Source organism: Pseudomonas sp. S04 (genome assembly GCF_009834545.1).
GTDB lineage: Bacteria > Pseudomonadota > Gammaproteobacteria > Pseudomonadales > Pseudomonadaceae > Aquipseudomonas.
On sequence record NZ_CP019427.1, the window covers coordinates 1,844,462 to 1,860,633 of the forward strand.

At 60.5% G+C, this 16,172-nt stretch carries 17 protein-coding genes; 15 read left to right on the forward strand and 2 right to left on the reverse strand.

Going from position 1 to position 16,172, the window contains the following annotated elements; genetic code table 11:
• Positions 1-3: 3 nt before the first annotated feature.
• A complete protein-coding gene (locus PspS04_RS08180; RefSeq protein ID WP_159994516.1) occupies positions 4-1,056 on the reverse strand; it encodes an NAD(P)-dependent alcohol dehydrogenase in 1,053 nt (350 codons plus the stop codon).
• Positions 1,057-1,235: 179 nt separating this feature from the next.
• On the opposite strand from PspS04_RS08180, the gene PspS04_RS08185 reads away from it, so the two are divergent.
• Positions 1,236-2,126 (forward strand): AraC family transcriptional regulator, encoded by an 891-nt coding sequence (locus PspS04_RS08185; protein WP_095167670.1) that lies wholly within the window; start codon positions 1,236-1,238, stop codon positions 2,124-2,126.
• Positions 2,127-2,395: 269 nt separating this feature from the next.
• Here PspS04_RS08185 and PspS04_RS08190 read toward each other — a convergent pair whose 3' ends face one another.
• Positions 2,396-4,060, reverse strand: coding sequence for an electron transfer flavoprotein-ubiquinone oxidoreductase (locus PspS04_RS08190; RefSeq protein WP_159994518.1), 1,665 nt, complete (start codon positions 4,058-4,060; stop codon positions 2,396-2,398).
• Between the two features lie 547 nt (positions 4,061-4,607).
• Between PspS04_RS08190 and PspS04_RS08195 the strand changes: the two genes are divergently transcribed.
• From PspS04_RS08195 to PspS04_RS08260, 14 genes are all read left to right on the forward strand, one after another.
• On the forward strand, positions 4,608-5,357 hold the full coding sequence (locus tag PspS04_RS08195) for an electron transfer flavoprotein subunit beta/FixA family protein (RefSeq protein ID WP_159994520.1): 750 nt from the start codon (positions 4,608-4,610) through the stop codon (positions 5,355-5,357).
• Between the two features lie 16 nt (positions 5,358-5,373).
• Entirely contained in the window at positions 5,374-6,303 is a 930-nt protein-coding gene (locus PspS04_RS08200; protein WP_159994522.1) for an electron transfer flavoprotein subunit alpha/FixB family protein, read from the forward strand.
• Positions 6,304-6,384: 81 nt separating this feature from the next.
• Positions 6,385-7,209 carry a substrate-binding periplasmic protein gene (locus PspS04_RS08205; RefSeq protein ID WP_159994524.1) on the forward strand — a complete coding sequence of 275 codons (825 nt, stop codon included), beginning with the start codon at positions 6,385-6,387 and terminating at the stop codon, positions 7,207-7,209.
• 9 nt (positions 7,210-7,218) lie between these two features.
• On the forward strand, positions 7,219-7,575 hold the full coding sequence (locus tag PspS04_RS08210) for a DUF4398 domain-containing protein (protein ID WP_095167678.1): 357 nt from the start codon (positions 7,219-7,221) through the stop codon (positions 7,573-7,575).
• Entirely contained in the window at positions 7,572-8,375 is an 804-nt protein-coding gene (locus PspS04_RS08215) for an OmpA family protein (protein WP_095167679.1), read from the forward strand. The genes PspS04_RS08210 and PspS04_RS08215 overlap by 4 nt, the downstream gene beginning before the upstream one ends.
• Positions 8,376-8,576: 201 nt before the next feature.
• Entirely contained in the window at positions 8,577-10,016 is a 1,440-nt protein-coding gene (locus PspS04_RS08220; protein WP_095167681.1) for an aminotransferase-like domain-containing protein, read from the forward strand.
• 90 nt (positions 10,017-10,106) lie between these two features.
• On the forward strand, positions 10,107-10,610 hold the full coding sequence (locus PspS04_RS08225; protein ID WP_159994526.1) for a translation initiation factor 2: 504 nt from the start codon (positions 10,107-10,109) through the stop codon (positions 10,608-10,610).
• 159 nt (positions 10,611-10,769) lie between these two features.
• Positions 10,770-11,024, forward strand: coding sequence for a YkgJ family cysteine cluster protein (locus PspS04_RS08230; protein ID WP_159994527.1), 255 nt, complete (start codon positions 10,770-10,772; stop codon positions 11,022-11,024).
• Between the two features lie 41 nt (positions 11,025-11,065).
• Positions 11,066-11,671 (forward strand): START domain-containing protein, encoded by a 606-nt coding sequence (locus PspS04_RS08235; protein WP_159994529.1) that lies wholly within the window; start codon positions 11,066-11,068, stop codon positions 11,669-11,671.
• Positions 11,672-11,820: 149 nt separating this feature from the next.
• Positions 11,821-12,057 carry a hypothetical protein gene (locus PspS04_RS08240; RefSeq protein WP_095167695.1) on the forward strand — a complete coding sequence of 79 codons (237 nt, stop codon included), beginning with the start codon at positions 11,821-11,823 and terminating at the stop codon, positions 12,055-12,057.
• A gap of 203 nt (positions 12,058-12,260) precedes the next feature.
• Positions 12,261-12,602 (forward strand): ribonuclease E inhibitor RraB, encoded by a 342-nt coding sequence (locus PspS04_RS08245; protein ID WP_095167696.1) that lies wholly within the window; start codon positions 12,261-12,263, stop codon positions 12,600-12,602.
• 389 nt (positions 12,603-12,991) lie between these two features.
• Complete coding sequence (locus PspS04_RS08250; protein WP_095167698.1) at positions 12,992-14,401, forward strand: circularly permuted type 2 ATP-grasp protein; 1,410 nt, start codon at positions 12,992-12,994, stop codon at positions 14,399-14,401.
• 12 nt (positions 14,402-14,413) lie between these two features.
• Complete coding sequence (locus tag PspS04_RS08255) at positions 14,414-15,364, forward strand: alpha-E domain-containing protein (RefSeq protein ID WP_095167700.1); 951 nt, start codon at positions 14,414-14,416, stop codon at positions 15,362-15,364.
• Positions 15,361-16,170 (forward strand): transglutaminase family protein, encoded by an 810-nt coding sequence (locus PspS04_RS08260; RefSeq protein WP_095167702.1) that lies wholly within the window; start codon positions 15,361-15,363, stop codon positions 16,168-16,170. The genes PspS04_RS08255 and PspS04_RS08260 overlap by 4 nt, the downstream gene beginning before the upstream one ends.
• The last annotated feature ends 2 nt before the right edge of the window (positions 16,171-16,172 follow it).

Sequence of the window (16,172 nt, forward strand, 5' to 3'; positions counted from 1 at the left end):
TGCTCAGGCCTTGAGGGTCGCCATGTCGATGACAAAGCGATACTTCACATCACCGGCGATCATGCGCGCGTAAGCCTCGTTGATCTGGCGGATATCGAGCATTTCGATGTCACAGGTGATCCCATGTTCAGCGCAGAAATCCAGCACTTCCTGGGTTTCGGCAATGCCGCCAATCAGCGAGCCAGCGAGGACCCGGCGGCTCATCACCAGTTTGCCGGCGTGGACCGGTGGATCGACGGGTTCAATCAAGCCCACCAGGATGTGCACACCGTCAAAGCGCAGGGTGTCGAGGTAGGGGTTGAGGTCGTGCTGCACCGGGATGGTGTCGAGCAGGAAATCGAACTGTCCGGCCGCCGCAGCCATCTGCGCGGCATCGGTGCTGACGATCACGTGGTCGGCCCCCTGGCGACGCCCTTCTTCAGCCTTGCTCGCCGAGCGAGTGAACAGCGTCACTTCGGCGCCCATGGCCTTGGCGAACTTGATCCCCATGTGGCCCAGGCCTCCCATGCCGAGAATGCCGACCTTGTCGCCAGCCTTCACGCCGTAGTGCTTGAGCGGCGAATAGGTGGTGATACCGGCGCAGAGGATCGGTGCGGCGCTGGCTGGGTCCAGTTGCGACGGGATGCGCACCACAAAGTGTTGATTGACCACGATGCTGTCGGAGTAGCCGCCCATGGTGTTGCTGCCGTCGACCCGGTCCGGGGTGGCGTAGGTCATGGTCGGGCCTTCGAGGCAGTACTGCTCCAGGTCAGCCTGGCAGGCTTCGCAGTGGCGGCACGAGTCGACCATGCAGCCGACGCCGACCAGGTCGCCGACTTTATGTTGGCCGACGTCGGCGCCGATGGCTGTGACCCTGCCGACGATCTCGTGGCCCGGCATCAGCGGGTAAACGGCAATCCCCCATTCGTTGCGTGCCTGGTGAATGTCGGAGTGGCAGACGCCGCAGTAGAGGATCTCGATTGCGACGTCGTCAGCTCGTGGGCTACGACGTTGGAATTGCACGGGGGCGAGGGGAGTGGTGGCCGACTGGGCGGCGTAACCGATGGCGGTGTACATGATGAACCTCGCAAAAACAGTGACAGGAGAGGCGGCGCATTCTGGGCGCCAAGGCGGCCAACGGCCATGGCGATTCCTCCGGGTGTCATGCCTAATCCTCCGGCATCGGCCTGCCAAGGCTCGCATTGGCGAGCAGACCTGCGATGATGCTTTCATCCCATTTTTGCGAAGTTTTTCCTATGTTGCTGACCCGTCATCTCGACGCCAATGCCAGCCTGGTGGCGTTGATCGAGCCGCTGGCCACCGGTGATGGCTTCACCCCGACCGCGTTGCCCGGCGTGCAGGTACTGCGCGCCAGTTGCGACGTTGCCCGCGGCCCTCATATCTATGAGCCGAGCCTGATGATCATCGCCCAGGGCAGCAAACTGGCGTACCTGGGGCCGCGGACCATGGAGTATGGGGCCGGGCATTACCTGATCCAGGCATTGCCGGTGCCCTTCGAATGCGAAACCTATGCCTTGCCCAATGCCCCCTTGCTGGGGGTCTCGGTGGCGATTGACCGGGTGCTGCTGGGGGAGTTGGTGCTGGCCATGGGGCTGGCGCCAGGGCGGCCCGGTGCCGCACAGACACCCGAGTCGATGACCTCGGTGGTGCTCGATGACGGCATGCGCGGTTGTGTCGAGCGGTTGTTGTCGTGCCTGCACGATCCGCTGGAAGCTCGGATCATGGGGCCGGCGCGCCTGCGTGAATTGTTGTTCACCGCCCTGCGCGGGCCCCAGGCCGATGTGCTGCGGGCGCTGGTGGAGCAGCAGGGCCAGTTCGCCCGCGTCGCGGCGTCGATCAGCCATCTGCATGCGCACTACAACGAGCCGTTGAACGTCGAGACCCTGGCCAGTTGCGCCAACATGAGCGCCTCGACTTTCCATGAGCACTTCAAGCGCAGTACTTTGTTGTCGCCGGTGCAGTACTTGAAGCGCCTGCGCCTGCTCAAGGCTCAGACTTTGCTGGTGGCCGAGGGCCTGGGCGTGGCGCAGGTGGCGCACCGGGTCGGTTATCAGAGCACGTCGCAGTTCAGTCGCGAGTACAAGCGCTACTTCGAGCGCAACCCGGGGGACGAGCGCGCCGCTTGACCCCGCCGTGCGCTGCTCGGCAGCTGCTACCAGAGCTTTATTGCAGGCAACAAAAAGGCCCCCATTCGGGCAATGCTGTTCAGTTAAGGAGTGCGATGCTTTTGTAGGAGCGAGCTTGCTCGCGAAAAACGTCAACGATAACGCGTGTGTTCAGTATAAACGCGGCGTCTTTGAGTTCTTCGCGAGCAAGCTCGCTCCTACAAAGTGTGACGTTCCCTTAACTGAACAGCATTGCCCCATTCGGGAGCCTTGATGTTCAGGCATACGGCTTACATGTTCGGGTAAGTCGGTCCGCCCGCGCCTTCCGGCGTCACCCAGGTGATGTTCTGCGCAGGGTCCTTGATGTCACAGGTCTTGCAGTGCACGCAGTTCTGGGCGTTGATCTGGAAGCGTTTCTCGCCGTCTTCCTTGGTGATCACTTCATACACACCGGCCGGGCAGTAGCGCTGCGCAGGCTCGTCGTAGAGCGGCAGGTTCTTGCTGATCGGGATGCTCGCGTCGGCCAGCTTGAGGTGGCACGGCTGCTCTTCTTCGTGGTTGGTGCCGGAGATGAACACCGAGCTGAGCTTGTCGAAGCTGAGTTTGCCGTCGGGTTTCGGGTAGTCGATCTTCTTGCAGTCGGCCGCCAGCTTCAGGCACGCGTAGTCTGGCTTGGTGTCGTGCAGGGTGAACGGCAGCTTGCCGCCGAAGATGTTCTGGTCGAGCCAGTTGACCCCACCGCCGACGATCGCGCCGAACTTGTGGATCGCTGGACCGAAGTTGCGGCTGGCGAACAGTTCTTCGTACAGCCAGCTTTTCTTGAAGCTGTCGACATAGGCCGTCAGTTCGTCGCCGCCTTCGGATTCGGCGAGCAGGCGATCAGCCACCGCTTCAGCCGCGAGCATGCCGGACTTCATCGCCGTATGGCTGCCTTTGATCTTGGCGAAGTTCAGGGTGCCCAGGTCGCAACCGATCAGCGCGCCGCCCTTGAAGACCATTTTCGGCAACGAGTTCAGGCCGCCTTTGCAGATTGCCCGGGCGCCGTAGCTGATGCGCTTGCCGCCTTCCAGGTATTGCTTGAGCACCGGGTGATGCTTGAGGCGCTGGAACTCGTCGAATGGCGACAGGTAGGTGTTGCTGTAGGACAGGTCGACGATCAGGCCCACGACCACCTGGTTGTTTTCCAGGTGATAGAGGAACGAGCCGCCGGTGTTCTCGGTGCCCATGATATCCAGCGGCCAGCCGGCGGTGTGGACCACCAGGCCAGGCTGGTGCTTGGCCGGGTCGATTTCCCAGATTTCCTTGAGGCCGATGCCGTAGTGCTGGGCGTCGGCATCGCTGTCCAGGTTGAAGCGCTTGATCAGTTGCTTGCCAATGTGGCCGCGGCAACCTTCGGCGAACAGCGTGTACTTGCCGCGCAGTTCCATGCCGGGGGTGTACAGGCCTTCTTTCGGATTACCTTCGCGATCGACGCCCAGGTCACCGGTGATGATCCCGCGGACCACGCCATTTTCGTCGAACAGGGCTTCCTGTGCGGCGAAGCCAGGGTAGATTTCCACGCCCAGGTTCTCGGCCTGCTGGGCGAGCCAGCGGCACAGGTTGCCCAGGGAGATGATGTAGTTGCCTTCGTTGTGCATGGTCTTGGGCACAAAGAAGTCAGGAACCTTGACGGACGCCTCGGGGTTGCGCAGCACATAGATGTCATCGCGCACGACCGGGGTGTTGAGCGGGGCGCCGAGCTCTTTCCAGTCCGGGAACAATTCGTTCAGGGCTCGAGGTTCGAACACCGCGCCGGACAGGATATGCGCACCGACTTCGGAGCCTTTTTCGACCACGCAGACGCTAATTTCCTTACCGGCTTCGGCGGCCTTCTGCTTCAATCGGCAGGCGGCGGAAAGACCAGCGGGGCCGGCACCGACGATGACCACGTCGAATTCCATGTATTCGCGTTCCACAGGTTATCTCCTACTCAAGGCTCAACAGTTTTTTTTCTAATTGGAGGTTTGGTGTAGCCTCGATCAATTGCTCTGCCCTGTGGGCAGGAGGACAATCGAGGGCCCACCTTTCTCTCTAGGTGGCGCATTATATCTACACCACTCTCAGCGTCCAATACAAACGTTTGTTTGAAATTGCTGGAAGCCAGATAAATCAAAGAAGCGCGGCTTATAACTGACCATTTTGCCGTATTGACCGGAATAGGCGTTCCGGTCAAGATACGGGCGGTTTTGCGCTCGCCGTAGGCTGACTGTTGGTTTCAAGAGCACCTCTAAAGACAGGGCGAAGGCAGTACAAGGTGATGCGCAATGTGGGTTCGCGGCGAAGTCTACACGCTGTGAAAACGAATGACTTGTCAGTCACCGCTGACGAACGGTCATTTGCCTCCTGAGCAGGATTACCCGATACACAGGCCGGCGTTTTTAGAGGTGCCCTTGTGCCCGATGAGCATCAACCGCCAGGTTCGCCTAGGCGACTTTCTTTTCACCGGAGAGTAACGAGGAATCCATGAAGGTTCTTGTAGCTGTCAAACGAGTGGTCGACTATAACGTCAAGGTCCGCGTCAAAGCGGATAACTCCGGCGTCGATCTCGCTAACGTCAAGATGTCGATGAACCCTTTCTGCGAAATCGCAGTGGAAGAAGCCGTACGCCTGAAAGAGAAAGGTGTTGCGACTGAAATCGTCGTCGTCTCCATCGGCCCGTCCACCGCTCAAGAGCAACTGCGCACCGCGCTGGCTCTGGGTGCCGACCGCGCCATCCTCGTCGAATCCGCCGAAGACCTGACTTCCCTGGCCGTTGCCAAGTTGTTGAAAGCTGTTGTCGACAAGGAACAGCCGCAACTGGTGATCCTCGGCAAACAAGCGATCGACAGCGACAACAACCAGACTGGCCAGATGCTCGCTGCATTGAGCGGCTACGGTCAGGGCACCTTCGCTTCGAAAGTCGAAGTGTCTGGCGACAGCGTTGCCGTGACTCGTGAAATCGACGGCGGCGCGCAGACAGTTTCCCTGAAACTGCCAGCCATCGTCACCACCGACCTGCGTTTGAACGAGCCGCGTTATGCGTCCCTGCCAAACATCATGAAAGCCAAGAAGAAGCCGCTTGAAGTGCTGACTCCGGATGCTTTGGGCGTTTCCACCGCCTCCACCAACAAGACCCTGAAAGTCGAAGCGCCGGCTGCACGCAGCGCGGGTATCAAGGTCAAGTCTGTTGCTGAGTTGGTCGAGAAACTGAAAAACGAAGCGAAGGTGCTTTGAGCTTAGGAGCCTAATCATGACTATCTTGGTAATCGCTGAACACGACAACAAGGTTGTGGCCCCGGCCACCCTGAACACCGTGGCTGCCGCTGCGAAAATCGGTGGCGACATCCACGTCCTGGTCGCTGGCCAGAACGTTGGCGCGGTGGCTGAAGCCGCTGCAAAAATCGCTGGCGTGAGCAAAGTTCTGGTAGCCGACAACGCGGCCTACGCTCACCAACTGCCGGAAAACGTTGCGCCACTGGTTGCCGAGCTGGGCGCTGGCTACAGCCACATCCTGGCTGCCGCCACTTCCAACGGCAAAAACATCCTGCCGCGCGTTGCCGCGCAGTTGGACGTTGACCAGATCTCCGAGATCATCTCGGTAGAAAGCGCTGACACCTTCAAGCGCCCGATCTACGCCGGTAACGCGATCGCCACCGTGCAATCGAACGCCGCCGTAAAAGTGATCACCGTACGTGCCACCGGTTTCGACCCGGTTGCAGCTGAAGGTGGTTCGGCTGCTGTTGAAGCGGTTGCTGCTGCTCACGATGCTGGCACCTCCAGCTTCGTTGGCGAAGAGCTGGCCAAATCCGATCGTCCGGAACTGACCGCTGCCAAGATCGTCGTTTCTGGCGGTCGCGGCATGCAGAACGGCGACAACTTCAAACACCTGTACGCCCTGGCCGATAAGCTGGGCGCTGCTGTCGGCGCTTCCCGTGCCGCGGTTGACGCAGGTTTTGTACCCAACGACATGCAGGTCGGCCAGACCGGCAAGATCGTTGCTCCACAGCTGTACATCGCCGTCGGTATTTCCGGCGCGATCCAGCACTTGGCCGGCATGAAAGACTCCAAAGTGATCGTTGCGATCAACAAGGACGAAGAAGCGCCGATCTTCCAGGTGGCTGATTACGGCCTGGTGGCGGACTTGTTCGAAGCCATCCCTGAGCTGGAGAAGCTGGTCTAATCCAGCGGCTTCACTTATAAAGAGCCCGGCCTTTTGGCTGGGCTTTTTTTTGTCCGCGAGTTGAGAGTGGAGACATACGCCATGGATTTGCGTCGCTTGAGCGGTTGGTCGATGTTCCTCGGCCTGACCCTATTGCCCCTTGTATCGAACGCTGCCGGCAAATGCGAACGCCTGGTGGTGACCGGCAGCCCCGATGCGCCGCCCTATCTGTGGCAAGACCCGCAGGACCCTGTGCACCTGATCGGCGCCAATGCCGACTTGCTGCAGCAGGTGGCGGCGGAGTTGGGGCTCAAGGTCGAGTTGCGTTTTGCCGGCAAGCGCTCCCAGGCGCTGGAGGAGGTGCGCAGCGGGCGCATCGACCTGCTGGCGGACGCTCCGCTGGCGACCGGGCAACTGGAGGCGCTGGACTACATACACCCGGCACTGGCCAGCAATGACTACCTGGTATGGACCCGCAATGGTTCGACGCTGGACTACAGCGAGGCCAAGGATTTGAGTGGGCATCTAGGCGCAGTGTCGCAGCAGGCACGGCTGACCCAGGATTTCGCAGCGTTCGCGCAATCGCAACTGACCCTGGTCAGTACGCCGAACCTGACCCAGGCGTTTCAGAAATTGCTGCTGGGCGAAGTGGAGTTTGTGTTGGCGGGGCGGTACGCCGGGATGGCCATGACACAGACCCTGAGTATCGCCAACGACGTGCAGGCTTACGCCCAACCGGTGGATAAACCCGGGCTGTTTCTGGCTATTTCCCACAACTCGGCGTGCAACGATCCATGGTTGCGCGGACAGTTAGCCAAAAAGATGACAGAATTGCCCGCGTCCGGTCTGACTGAGGCCGTGCTACAGCGCAATCTGGAGCGCTGGAAAGCACAATTGAAACAGCCCGTCAGCACCCCAAAACAGTAGGGATTTTTAGTGACTATTCGACCTCTTTTCGCTGCCCTGGCCGTCACGGCTCTGGCGGGTTGTGCAGCCGATCCGGCGCCGAATGAACAAATGCGTTTGACCGGGCAGGCCCTGGAACAGGCGACCGCGGTGGGGGCCACCGCCGAGGAAGTGCCGGAGCTGAAGCTGGCAGAAGGCAAGTACACCCAGGCCAAGGCCGATATGGCCGACCAGTCATTCAAGGATGCCCGTGTGCAGGCCGAGCAGGCCGAACTGGATGCACGCTTGGCCGAGGCCAAGGTCCTGACGCTTAAAAGCCAGGAGCAACTGAACGTTCTCAATACCCGCATCGCGCGCTTGCGCAAGCAGTTGGGAGACGCCCAATGAAGCTTGCGAATGGCGTCCTCGGCGGCCTGCTGCTGGCCAGCCTGTACGGGTGTGCGGGCCAGCACAGCGATGTGGCATTGCAACAAGCCTATAACGACTTCCAGAAGGTCAAGGAAGACTCCAACGTATTGCGCATCGCGCCCAAGGACGTGATCCGGGCCGGTGAATCCCTGGCCCGGGCCGATCGCCTGTCCAGCTATTGGGGCAGCGGTGCCGATGTGCAGCACTATTCCTACCTGAGCCAGCGTTACAGTGAGATTGCCCGGCAACATAGCGAGAAAGTGCTCAACGAAGAGCGCGCAGCCAAGCTCGAGCTGGAGCGCCAACGCCTGCAACTGGCATTGCGCGAGGCCAAGTTGCTCAGCGTGCAGCAGCAGGGCAAATGGCTGGAAGAGCAGATCATCAGCCTGGCAACTACCCAGACCGATCGCGGGCTGGTGATGACCCTTGGCGATGTGCTGTTCGACACTGGTGAGGCGGAGCTCAAGAGTTCGGCCAATCGCACGGTGCTGAAAATTGTCCAGTTCCTGCAGCTCAACCCCAAGCGTGTCGTGCGCATCGAGGGTTACACCGACAGCACGGGCGGCAAACAGGAAAACCGCAAACTGTCCCGGGACCGCGCCCAGGCGGTGGCCGACATGCTGATGGACCTGGGTGTTGACGATAAACGTATTCAAGTCGAAGGTTATGGCGATGAATACCCGGTAGAGGCCAACGCTTCCGAGCGGGGCCGGGCGCAGAATCGCCGGGTGGAAATTGTGTTCTCCGACGAAAAAGGCCAGCTCGGCGCTGCCCGCTAAGGTCAGCGTTACTGGAAAGCCCGGCACCTGTAGAGGTGCCGGGTTTTTTTTGGCCTGCCAATCGGCGCACAAAACAGTACAGTTTTTACTGACACTGGGCTGTACGGTCGACTATTGTGGCAACTGTCCCCGTACACTTCTAAACTGTGCCGGTATAGTTCTCTACAAAAATAAAATGCCCGTGAAATCGAGTGCTGCGTCATGACCAATCTTTTGCTCTATCAACGTATCGCTCAGCAGCTGGCTGAGGATATCCGGCGCGGCGTGTATCAGCCTGGCGAGCGTGTGCCTTCGGTACGCAAGATGAGCTCGCAGCTCAATGTCAGCCATGCGACGGTGCTCCAGGCTTATGCCAACCTGGAAGACCAGGGCCTGATTCGCGCACGTCCGCAGTCGGGTTACTACGTTCACCAGACCCCGGCCCTGACCGCGCCGACCCCGGATATCGCCCGGGTCGAGCGCCCGGGCCTCGTGACCCGCAGCAGCATCATCCAGCAAGTACTGGTGGAGTCACGCCGCGAAGGGGTGTTCCCACTGGGCGCTGCCGTGCCCAGTGTCGACTATCTGCCGGTGCGGGCGCTGCATCAGCAACTGGCCAAGGTCACGCGCTTTCACAGTCCGCGGGCGTTCAGCTACATGTTCAGTCCCGGTTTCGAGCCCTTGCGCCGCCAGGTGGCGATTCGCATGCGCGACGCCGGGGTGGTGGTCGACCCATCCGAAGTAGTGATCACCCACGGTTGTGTCGACGCCCTGCAGATGTCCTTGCGCGTGCTGACCCGCCCCGGTGACCTGATTGCCGCAGAGTCGCCGACCTATTACGGCCTGTTGCAACTGGCCGATCTGCTCGGCCTCAAAGTCATCGAGATTCCCAGTGATCCGTCCACCGGCATGAGCCTGGAAGCCCTGCAACTGGCCGCCAACCAGTGGTCGATCAAGGCCCTGGTGCTGACCACCCGCCTGAGCAACCCCTTGGGTGGCACCATGCCGGAAGAGCGGCAGAAACAACTGCTGCGCCTGGCCTCGGACTTTGATATCCAGGTGGTCGAAGACGATATCTACGGCGAATTGATGTTCGAACAGGGGCGCACCAAGTCCCTCAAGGCCTATGACCGCCTGGATCGGGTGATCTACTGCTCGAGCTTTTCCAAGACTCTGTCCCCCGGGGTGCGCATCGGCTGGATGATCGCCGGCAAGTACCAGCAGGAAATCCAGCGGCTGCAGACCTTCAGTACCCATTCGGCCTGCAGCGTCACGCAGATGGGCATCGCGGCCTACCTGGAGAACGGCGGTTACGATCGACACCTGCGCTACATTCGCCAGGAATATCGCAAGAACCTCAGTGCGTTCCAGCTGGCAGTGCAGCAGTATTTCCCCGAAGGCACCCAGATGACCCGACCCACTGGCGGTTTCATCCTGTGGGTCAGTTTGCCGGGACGGGTCAATACCCAGGAACTGCACGTGCGGGCTTTGCAGCAGGGGATCAGCATCGCCCCGGGACTGATTTTCAGTAACACCGAGCAGTTCAACCACTGCATTCGCTTGAACTGCGGCATCCCCTGGAACCGTGAAGCCGAGCGAGCCTTGATGACACTGGGCATGCTCGCGACCCAGCTGTGCCAGGAAACCGCCAGCGGTTTTTGAGGCATCGCCGGGGCTGATCGAGATGGGCGCTTGTCAGCGCCCTTGCAACAGGCGAGCATATGGCCCTCTGCCGTTAGTGCTGTAGGGGTTATGAAAGCGATTTTTCCTGTTGGTCTGGTGTTGGTCTGCTTGCTGAGTGTGTTCAATTGGGGGAGCGCGATGGCGGCGGCGACCCCGGATAAAGCGGTTTCCAGTACGTCAACGACTAAGGTGGCACCCACCACGCCGGTCAAAAAAGTCGCGCCCGTGAAAAAAGCGGACGCTGCGAACAAACCCGTTGCGCACAAGCCACGCCCGCCGATTGCCTCGAAATCCAAGGCCGCCAGCGAAGTGGTGCGCACCACTGAGTTACCGTCCACCAATATCGACCTGAGCCTGCCTCCGGAAATGGTCCGCCAGTTGCAACCCATTGGCACCGTCCCGATCGTCAAGCGCGCACCCTTGCTGCCGCCACTGTTCGAGGAAAAGCCCAAGGAAGAAAGCAAGTTCCAGCTCAACGGCCGGCTGATTTCCAACGAAATGCAATTGCAGTTGCGCAACGAAGAGCGCCGGGAAATCGAAGGCGCGGCCCTGGAATTCCAGTTCAATCAGTAAAACCCGACGGCAGGTGTGACCTGGCGAGCCGACGCTTTGTCGCAAGACTGATCAGTCACGCGTATTTGCGCGAAAAACCCCTGGGCGGCCAATTTCAAACGGCTGTTTAAGCGGGTACTCTAGTCCCCGTCATTCCACACTCCCGAGGAGCTTGTCGTCATGAAATGCCGAGAAGGCTGTGGCGCCTGCTGCATTGCCCCTTCCATCAGTACACCGATTCCCGGCATGCCCCATGGCAAGCCCGCGGGCGAACGTTGTGTGCAACTGTCTGTCGATAATCTGTGCAGAATCTTCGGCCAGCCCGAGCGTCCTGCCGTCTGTGGCGCGTTCCAGGCGGATATCGAGGTCTGCGGCAGCAGCCAGGAACAAGCCATCACACTGATCGGCTGGTGGGAGCAAATGACCGCGGCGTAGTGTGTTCAACGAACGGAACTTCAACAATAAGGAACAAGACTATGGGTTCGCTGCATCGTATCGCTGTGCTGTGTGGGTTGAGCGCTGTTCTGGCCTCCACCGTGGTTCAGGCCGAAGACTGGAAAGTTGCCAAGAACGAAGACGGGATCAAGATCTCCCTGAGTGAAGTGCCGGGCTCCGACTACAAGTCCTATCAGGGCGTTACCCTGATGAAGACCACTGTTGCCAAGCTGCGGGCGCTGCAGGAAGACGTGGCCGGGGCCTGTGCCTGGATCCACGAGTGCAAGAGCCAGAAACTGCTCAAGCACGAAGGTGACCAGAGCTGGACCTACACCCAGTTCAATACCCCTTGGCCGGTGACTGCGCGGGACTCGGTGCTGCATATCACCACCGTCGATGGCGCCGATGGCAGCCTGACCCGCAACCTGGAAGGCGTGCCGAAATACATTCCGGAGGAAAAGGGTTTTGTCCGGGTAACCGAGGTCAAGGGCTTCTGGAAGTTCGTGCCCAAGGGCGATCAGGTCGAAGTGACCTATCAAGTGCACACAGAGCCAGGTGGTAGCGTGCCGGCGATGGTCGCCAACAAGTTTGTGGTCGATGCACCTTTCGAGACCCTCAAGGCCCTCAAGGAACGTGCCGAGAAGTAAGCACGCCTATTCCAGGCCATCGGAACAACAGGGTTGGTGATAGCAACCCTGTTGCCAGGGCAATTCTTCGAGGGGCAGGGAACGAATGCCCGGCGACCCGGGTCGAGATGGAAGTAAGCCCATCTACGGGTTTTATCGAGGAGGCACCGATGCAAAAGTGGGAAATCACCTTTGTGGATGATCATGGTGTGCAAAGCGTCGAACGCTTCGACTGCGAGCACCAACCTGACATGGAAAAGGCCGCGCAACTGATTCGCGCCAAACTTCTCCCGGTCCCGGCCGAGCTGGATCTCAATGACCTGGAAGGTCGCACCGACGACCCGACGCTCAAGAGCCTCAAAGATCAGAACAGCATTCAAATCCTCAGCATCTCCCCGATTCCATAATCCCTTCTGTAACCAGGCCTTGGCACGCGCTCCGAGTTGGAGCTACTCTGCAAGCGAGATCAGCGAATGGATCGCTAAGGTCTGGTCTTGTCAGCTACATGCTTGTGTCCCGGCGGCAATCTGATTGCCGTAGCGCCTGCACCATTCGGTTGCCGGCGCGTGGAGTACGGAAAGTCTATCCATTGGAAGTAGGAGGACGTTTCATGAGCACAGCCTATCAAGAAGACATCAGCAGCAGCGTGCTGCGCCGCATGAAAGAAGGCGGTTTTGATTTTTCACGGTTCCATCCCATCGAGTTCTACGCCATTTTCCCCGACGAGGAGGGGGCACGCAGGGCGGCAGGACAATTTCGCGGTGAATCCTTGAATGCACAGATCAGTGTGCGCGACGACGGTGCCTGGTACCTGGAACTGAGCAAGGTGATGTACGCCACCTACGGCGGCATTGGCGATTTTGAACAGGACTTTGAGGCGGTGGTCGAGCCTTTGGGGGGAATTATCGAAGGTTGGGGCGTCAAGCAGGAGGTACGAGGGCAACTCGCATAACACTATGAATAGCGACATCACTCAGCGACGGCTGACCCTTTGGGTCGGCCGTTTTCATTTGGGCTGGGGCAAACGCCAGGCAAAAAAAAGCCACCTGAGCAGGTGGCCAAAAGGGAAGAGGGGTAGCCAGCAAGCGAGCGGTGCCGCTTGCTGCGTGATGGGCCAATTATCCGCGTGCCTAGGCGGGCAGTGAAATGAACTATGGCTATGCTGCTAATAGCCATAAGCATTGCTTCGCAATGAAGCGCGGGCGATCAGGTGGGGGCGTTTGCTGCACGGGATTGGTGCGAAGCCTTCGGGGTGAAAATCCAACTGGTTGATACTAAAGGGTTTATGCCGCTGGCACGGGCCTTGCGATGCCAAGGTGTCCGGGTGACAAGGAGTACGGCATGATCCGCACCTATTTTGATGAGATGTACGATGCCAGCGGCCAGGTCCGCGCGCATTATCGAGAATTCGCCCGTTGGTTGGCCCAAACGCCTGACGAGCTGCTGGCTCAACGCCGACGCGAGGCCGATCTGTTGTTTCATCGCGCCGGGATTACCTTCACTCTCTATGGCGACGAGCAGGGCACCGAGCGCCTGATTCCCTTCGACACCATTCCGCGCAGCATCCCCGCCAGCGAGTGGCGGATTGTCGAGCGTGGCTGCATCCAGCGGGTCAAGGCGCTGAACATGTTCCTCGCCGACCTCTATCACGAACAACGCATTATCAAGGCAGGCATCATCCCGGCCGAGCAGGTGCTGGCCAACGAACAGTACCAACTGGCCATGCAGGGCCTGGACCTGCACCGCGACATCTACTCGCACATCTCCGGGGTCGACCTGGTGCGCGATGGCGACGGCAGCTACTACGTGCTGGAAGACAACCTGCGCACTCCCAGCGGCGTGAGCTACATGCTCGAAGACCGCAAGATGATGATGCGCCTGTTCCCTGAGCTGTTCGCGGCCCAGCGTATTGCGCCCATCGACCACTACCCGAACCTGCTGCTCGACACCCTGAAAAGCTCCAGCCCCATCGATAATCCGAGCGTGGTGGTACTGACCCCGGGACGCTTCAACAGTGCGTTTTTCGAGCACGCCTTCCTGGCCCGGGAAATGGGCGTGGAACTGGTGGAAGGCGCGGACCTGTTCGTGCGTGACGACAAAGTCTTCATGCGCACCACCGATGGCCCCAAGGCCGTCGATGTGATCTACCGGCGGCTCGACGACGCCTTCCTCGATCCGCTGGCATTCAACCCGGACTCGATGCTCGGGGTTCCCGGCCTGCTGGCGTCCTATCGCAGCGGCAATGTGGTGTTGGCCAACGCCATCGGCACGGGTGTGGCGGATGACAAGTCGGTGTATCCGTTCGTCACCGAGATGATCCGTTTCTACCTCGACGAGGAGCCGATCCTGAAAAACGTGCCGACCTGGCAGTGTCGCAACCCGGCGGAACTGTCCCACGTGCTGGCCAACCTGCCCGAGCTGGTGGTCAAGGAAACCCAGGGCTCCGGCGGCTACGGCATGTTGGTCGGACCGGCAGCGACGGCGGCCGAGATCGAACAGTTCCGCGCACGGATCAAGGCCAAGCCCCATGCCTATATCGCCCAGCCGACGTTGTCCCTGTCGACCTGTCCGACCTTCGTCGAGAACGGCATCGCCCCGCGGCATATCGATCTGCGCCCGTTCGTCTTGTCGGGCCGTGAAACCCGGGTGGTGCCTGGGGGCCTGACCCGCGTCGCCCTGCGCGAGGGCTCTTTGGTGGTCAACTCCTCCCAGGGTGGCGGTACCAAGGACACCTGGGTTGTCGAGGATTAAAGGAAGCTTGCCATGTTGAGTAGAACTGCCTCGGATCTGTACTGGATGTCGCGCTACCTGGAGCGGGCGGAAAACCTCGCGCGGATGCTCGACATCAGTTATTCGCTGTCGTTGATGCCGCAGGACGGCCGCGGCGATGGCTTGCATGAACTGGCGATGCCCTTGTTGATCACCGGCACGCTGGACGACTACCTGGAGCGCCATGGCGCGTTGCACGCCGAGCGTTTGCTGCACTTCTTCGCCCTGGACGCCGCCAACCCGGCCAGCATCTATAGCTGTCTCGGGGCCGCGCGGGCTAGCGCCCATGCGGTGCGTGGGCGGATCACCGCCGACATGTGGGAAAACATCAACGCCACCTGGCTGGAAATTCGCGGGATAGCCGAACAGGGCCTTGGGCGTTATGGCATGAGCCGGTTCTGCGAGTGGATCAAGGAACGTTCCCACCTGTTCCGCGGGGCTTCCTACGGCACCATCATGCGCAATGATGCGTTTCGCTTCATTCGCCTGGGCACCTTCATCGAGCGGGCCGACAACACCCTGCGCCTGCTGGATGCGCGCTACGAAATGGCCGGCGATCAGGGCGAGGCGGTCAGCGATGGCACCGCCCACGCCTACTACCAGTGGAGTGCGTTGCTGCGGGCCTTGTCGTCATTCGAGGCCTACACCGAAATCTATCGTGACGCGCCCGGCGCCCAGCAGGTCGCCGAGTTGTTGTTGCTGCGAGCCGATGTCCCCCGTTCGTTGCGTGCCTGCACCGAGGAAATCGACCAGATCCTTGCCCAGTTACCAGGCGCCAACGGCCGTCCAGCCCAGCGCCTGGCGGCGGAAATGGACGCGCGCCTGCGCTACACCGGCATCCAGGAAATCCTCGACGAAGGCCTGCATGCCTGGTTGACCGAGTTCATCCCGCTGGTACGCCAGTTGGGCAATGCCATACACAGTTCCTACCTGGAGGCTGCATGAGACTTTCCATTAGCCACGAGACCACCTATCACTACGAGGACCAGGTGCGGGCGAGCATCCAGTATGTGCGGTTGACCCCCCACGACAGCGAGCGCCAGCACGTACTCAGCTGGCAGTTGGAGTTACCGCGGCCGGTGCGTGCGCAGCTCGACCCGTTCGGCAACATCCTGCATGTGCTGACCCTGGACGAGCCCCACGAAGCCATCATCATCGGGGCGCGCGGGCAGGTGGACATCGATGAGTTGCGCGAGGCCGAACACGAGAGCCAATCGGCCCTGCCATTCCTGCGCTTCACCCGCCTGACCGAGGCCGACGAGGCCCTGCAGGCCTTTGCGACACAACAGTGTCGGCAACGCCGCGACCGCAGCGCGTTGATTGACCTGATGCATGGCCTGAACCAGTACATCACCTACACCCCAGGCGCCACCGAAGTGCAAACCAGCGCCGCGCAAGCCTTCGCCGGCCGTGCCGGGGTCTGTCAGGACCATGCCCACACCTTCATCGCCTGTGCCCGCAGCCTGGGGATCCCGGCGCGTTATGTGTCGGGCTACCTGTACAGCGAAAGCAGCGAACACCTGGCCAGCCATGCCTGGGCCGAAGCCTGGCTGGACGACGCCTGGTACAGCTTTGACGTGACCAACCAACTGGCCCGTCCCGAGCGCCACCTGAAGCTGGCAGTGGGCCTGGACTACCTCGACGCCTGCCCGGTACGCGGCATGCGCCGCGGTGGCGGTTTTGAACAGATGCACGCCAAGGTCTTCGTCTCGCCGCTGCCGGCGCCGGTGATGTCGGTGCAACAGCAGTAGGC

Bases quoted from the DNA above. Each gene is read 5' to 3' on its own strand.
- PspS04_RS08180 (WP_159994516.1), bottom strand. From the start codon at position 1,056: ATGTACACCGCCATCGGTTACGCCGCCCAGTCGGCCACCACTCCCCTC.
- PspS04_RS08185 (WP_095167670.1), top strand. From the start codon at position 1,236: ATGTTGCTGACCCGTCATCTCGACGCCAATGCCAGCCTGGTGGCGTTG.
- PspS04_RS08195 (WP_159994520.1), top strand. From the start codon at position 4,608: ATGAAGGTTCTTGTAGCTGTCAAACGAGTGGTCGACTATAACGTCAAG.
- PspS04_RS08200 (WP_159994522.1), top strand. From the start codon at position 5,374: ATGACTATCTTGGTAATCGCTGAACACGACAACAAGGTTGTGGCCCCG.
- PspS04_RS08205 (WP_159994524.1), top strand. From the start codon at position 6,385: ATGGATTTGCGTCGCTTGAGCGGTTGGTCGATGTTCCTCGGCCTGACC.
- PspS04_RS08215 (WP_095167679.1), top strand. From the start codon at position 7,572: ATGAAGCTTGCGAATGGCGTCCTCGGCGGCCTGCTGCTGGCCAGCCTG.
- PspS04_RS08220 (WP_095167681.1), top strand. From the start codon at position 8,577: ATGACCAATCTTTTGCTCTATCAACGTATCGCTCAGCAGCTGGCTGAG.
- PspS04_RS08225 (WP_159994526.1), top strand. From the start codon at position 10,107: ATGAAAGCGATTTTTCCTGTTGGTCTGGTGTTGGTCTGCTTGCTGAGT.
- PspS04_RS08230 (WP_159994527.1), top strand. From the start codon at position 10,770: ATGAAATGCCGAGAAGGCTGTGGCGCCTGCTGCATTGCCCCTTCCATC.
- PspS04_RS08235 (WP_159994529.1), top strand. From the start codon at position 11,066: ATGGGTTCGCTGCATCGTATCGCTGTGCTGTGTGGGTTGAGCGCTGTT.
- PspS04_RS08240 (WP_095167695.1), top strand. From the start codon at position 11,821: ATGCAAAAGTGGGAAATCACCTTTGTGGATGATCATGGTGTGCAAAGC.
- PspS04_RS08245 (WP_095167696.1), top strand. From the start codon at position 12,261: ATGAGCACAGCCTATCAAGAAGACATCAGCAGCAGCGTGCTGCGCCGC.
- PspS04_RS08250 (WP_095167698.1), top strand. From the start codon at position 12,992: ATGATCCGCACCTATTTTGATGAGATGTACGATGCCAGCGGCCAGGTC.
- PspS04_RS08255 (WP_095167700.1), top strand. From the start codon at position 14,414: ATGTTGAGTAGAACTGCCTCGGATCTGTACTGGATGTCGCGCTACCTG.
- PspS04_RS08260 (WP_095167702.1), top strand. From the start codon at position 15,361: ATGAGACTTTCCATTAGCCACGAGACCACCTATCACTACGAGGACCAG.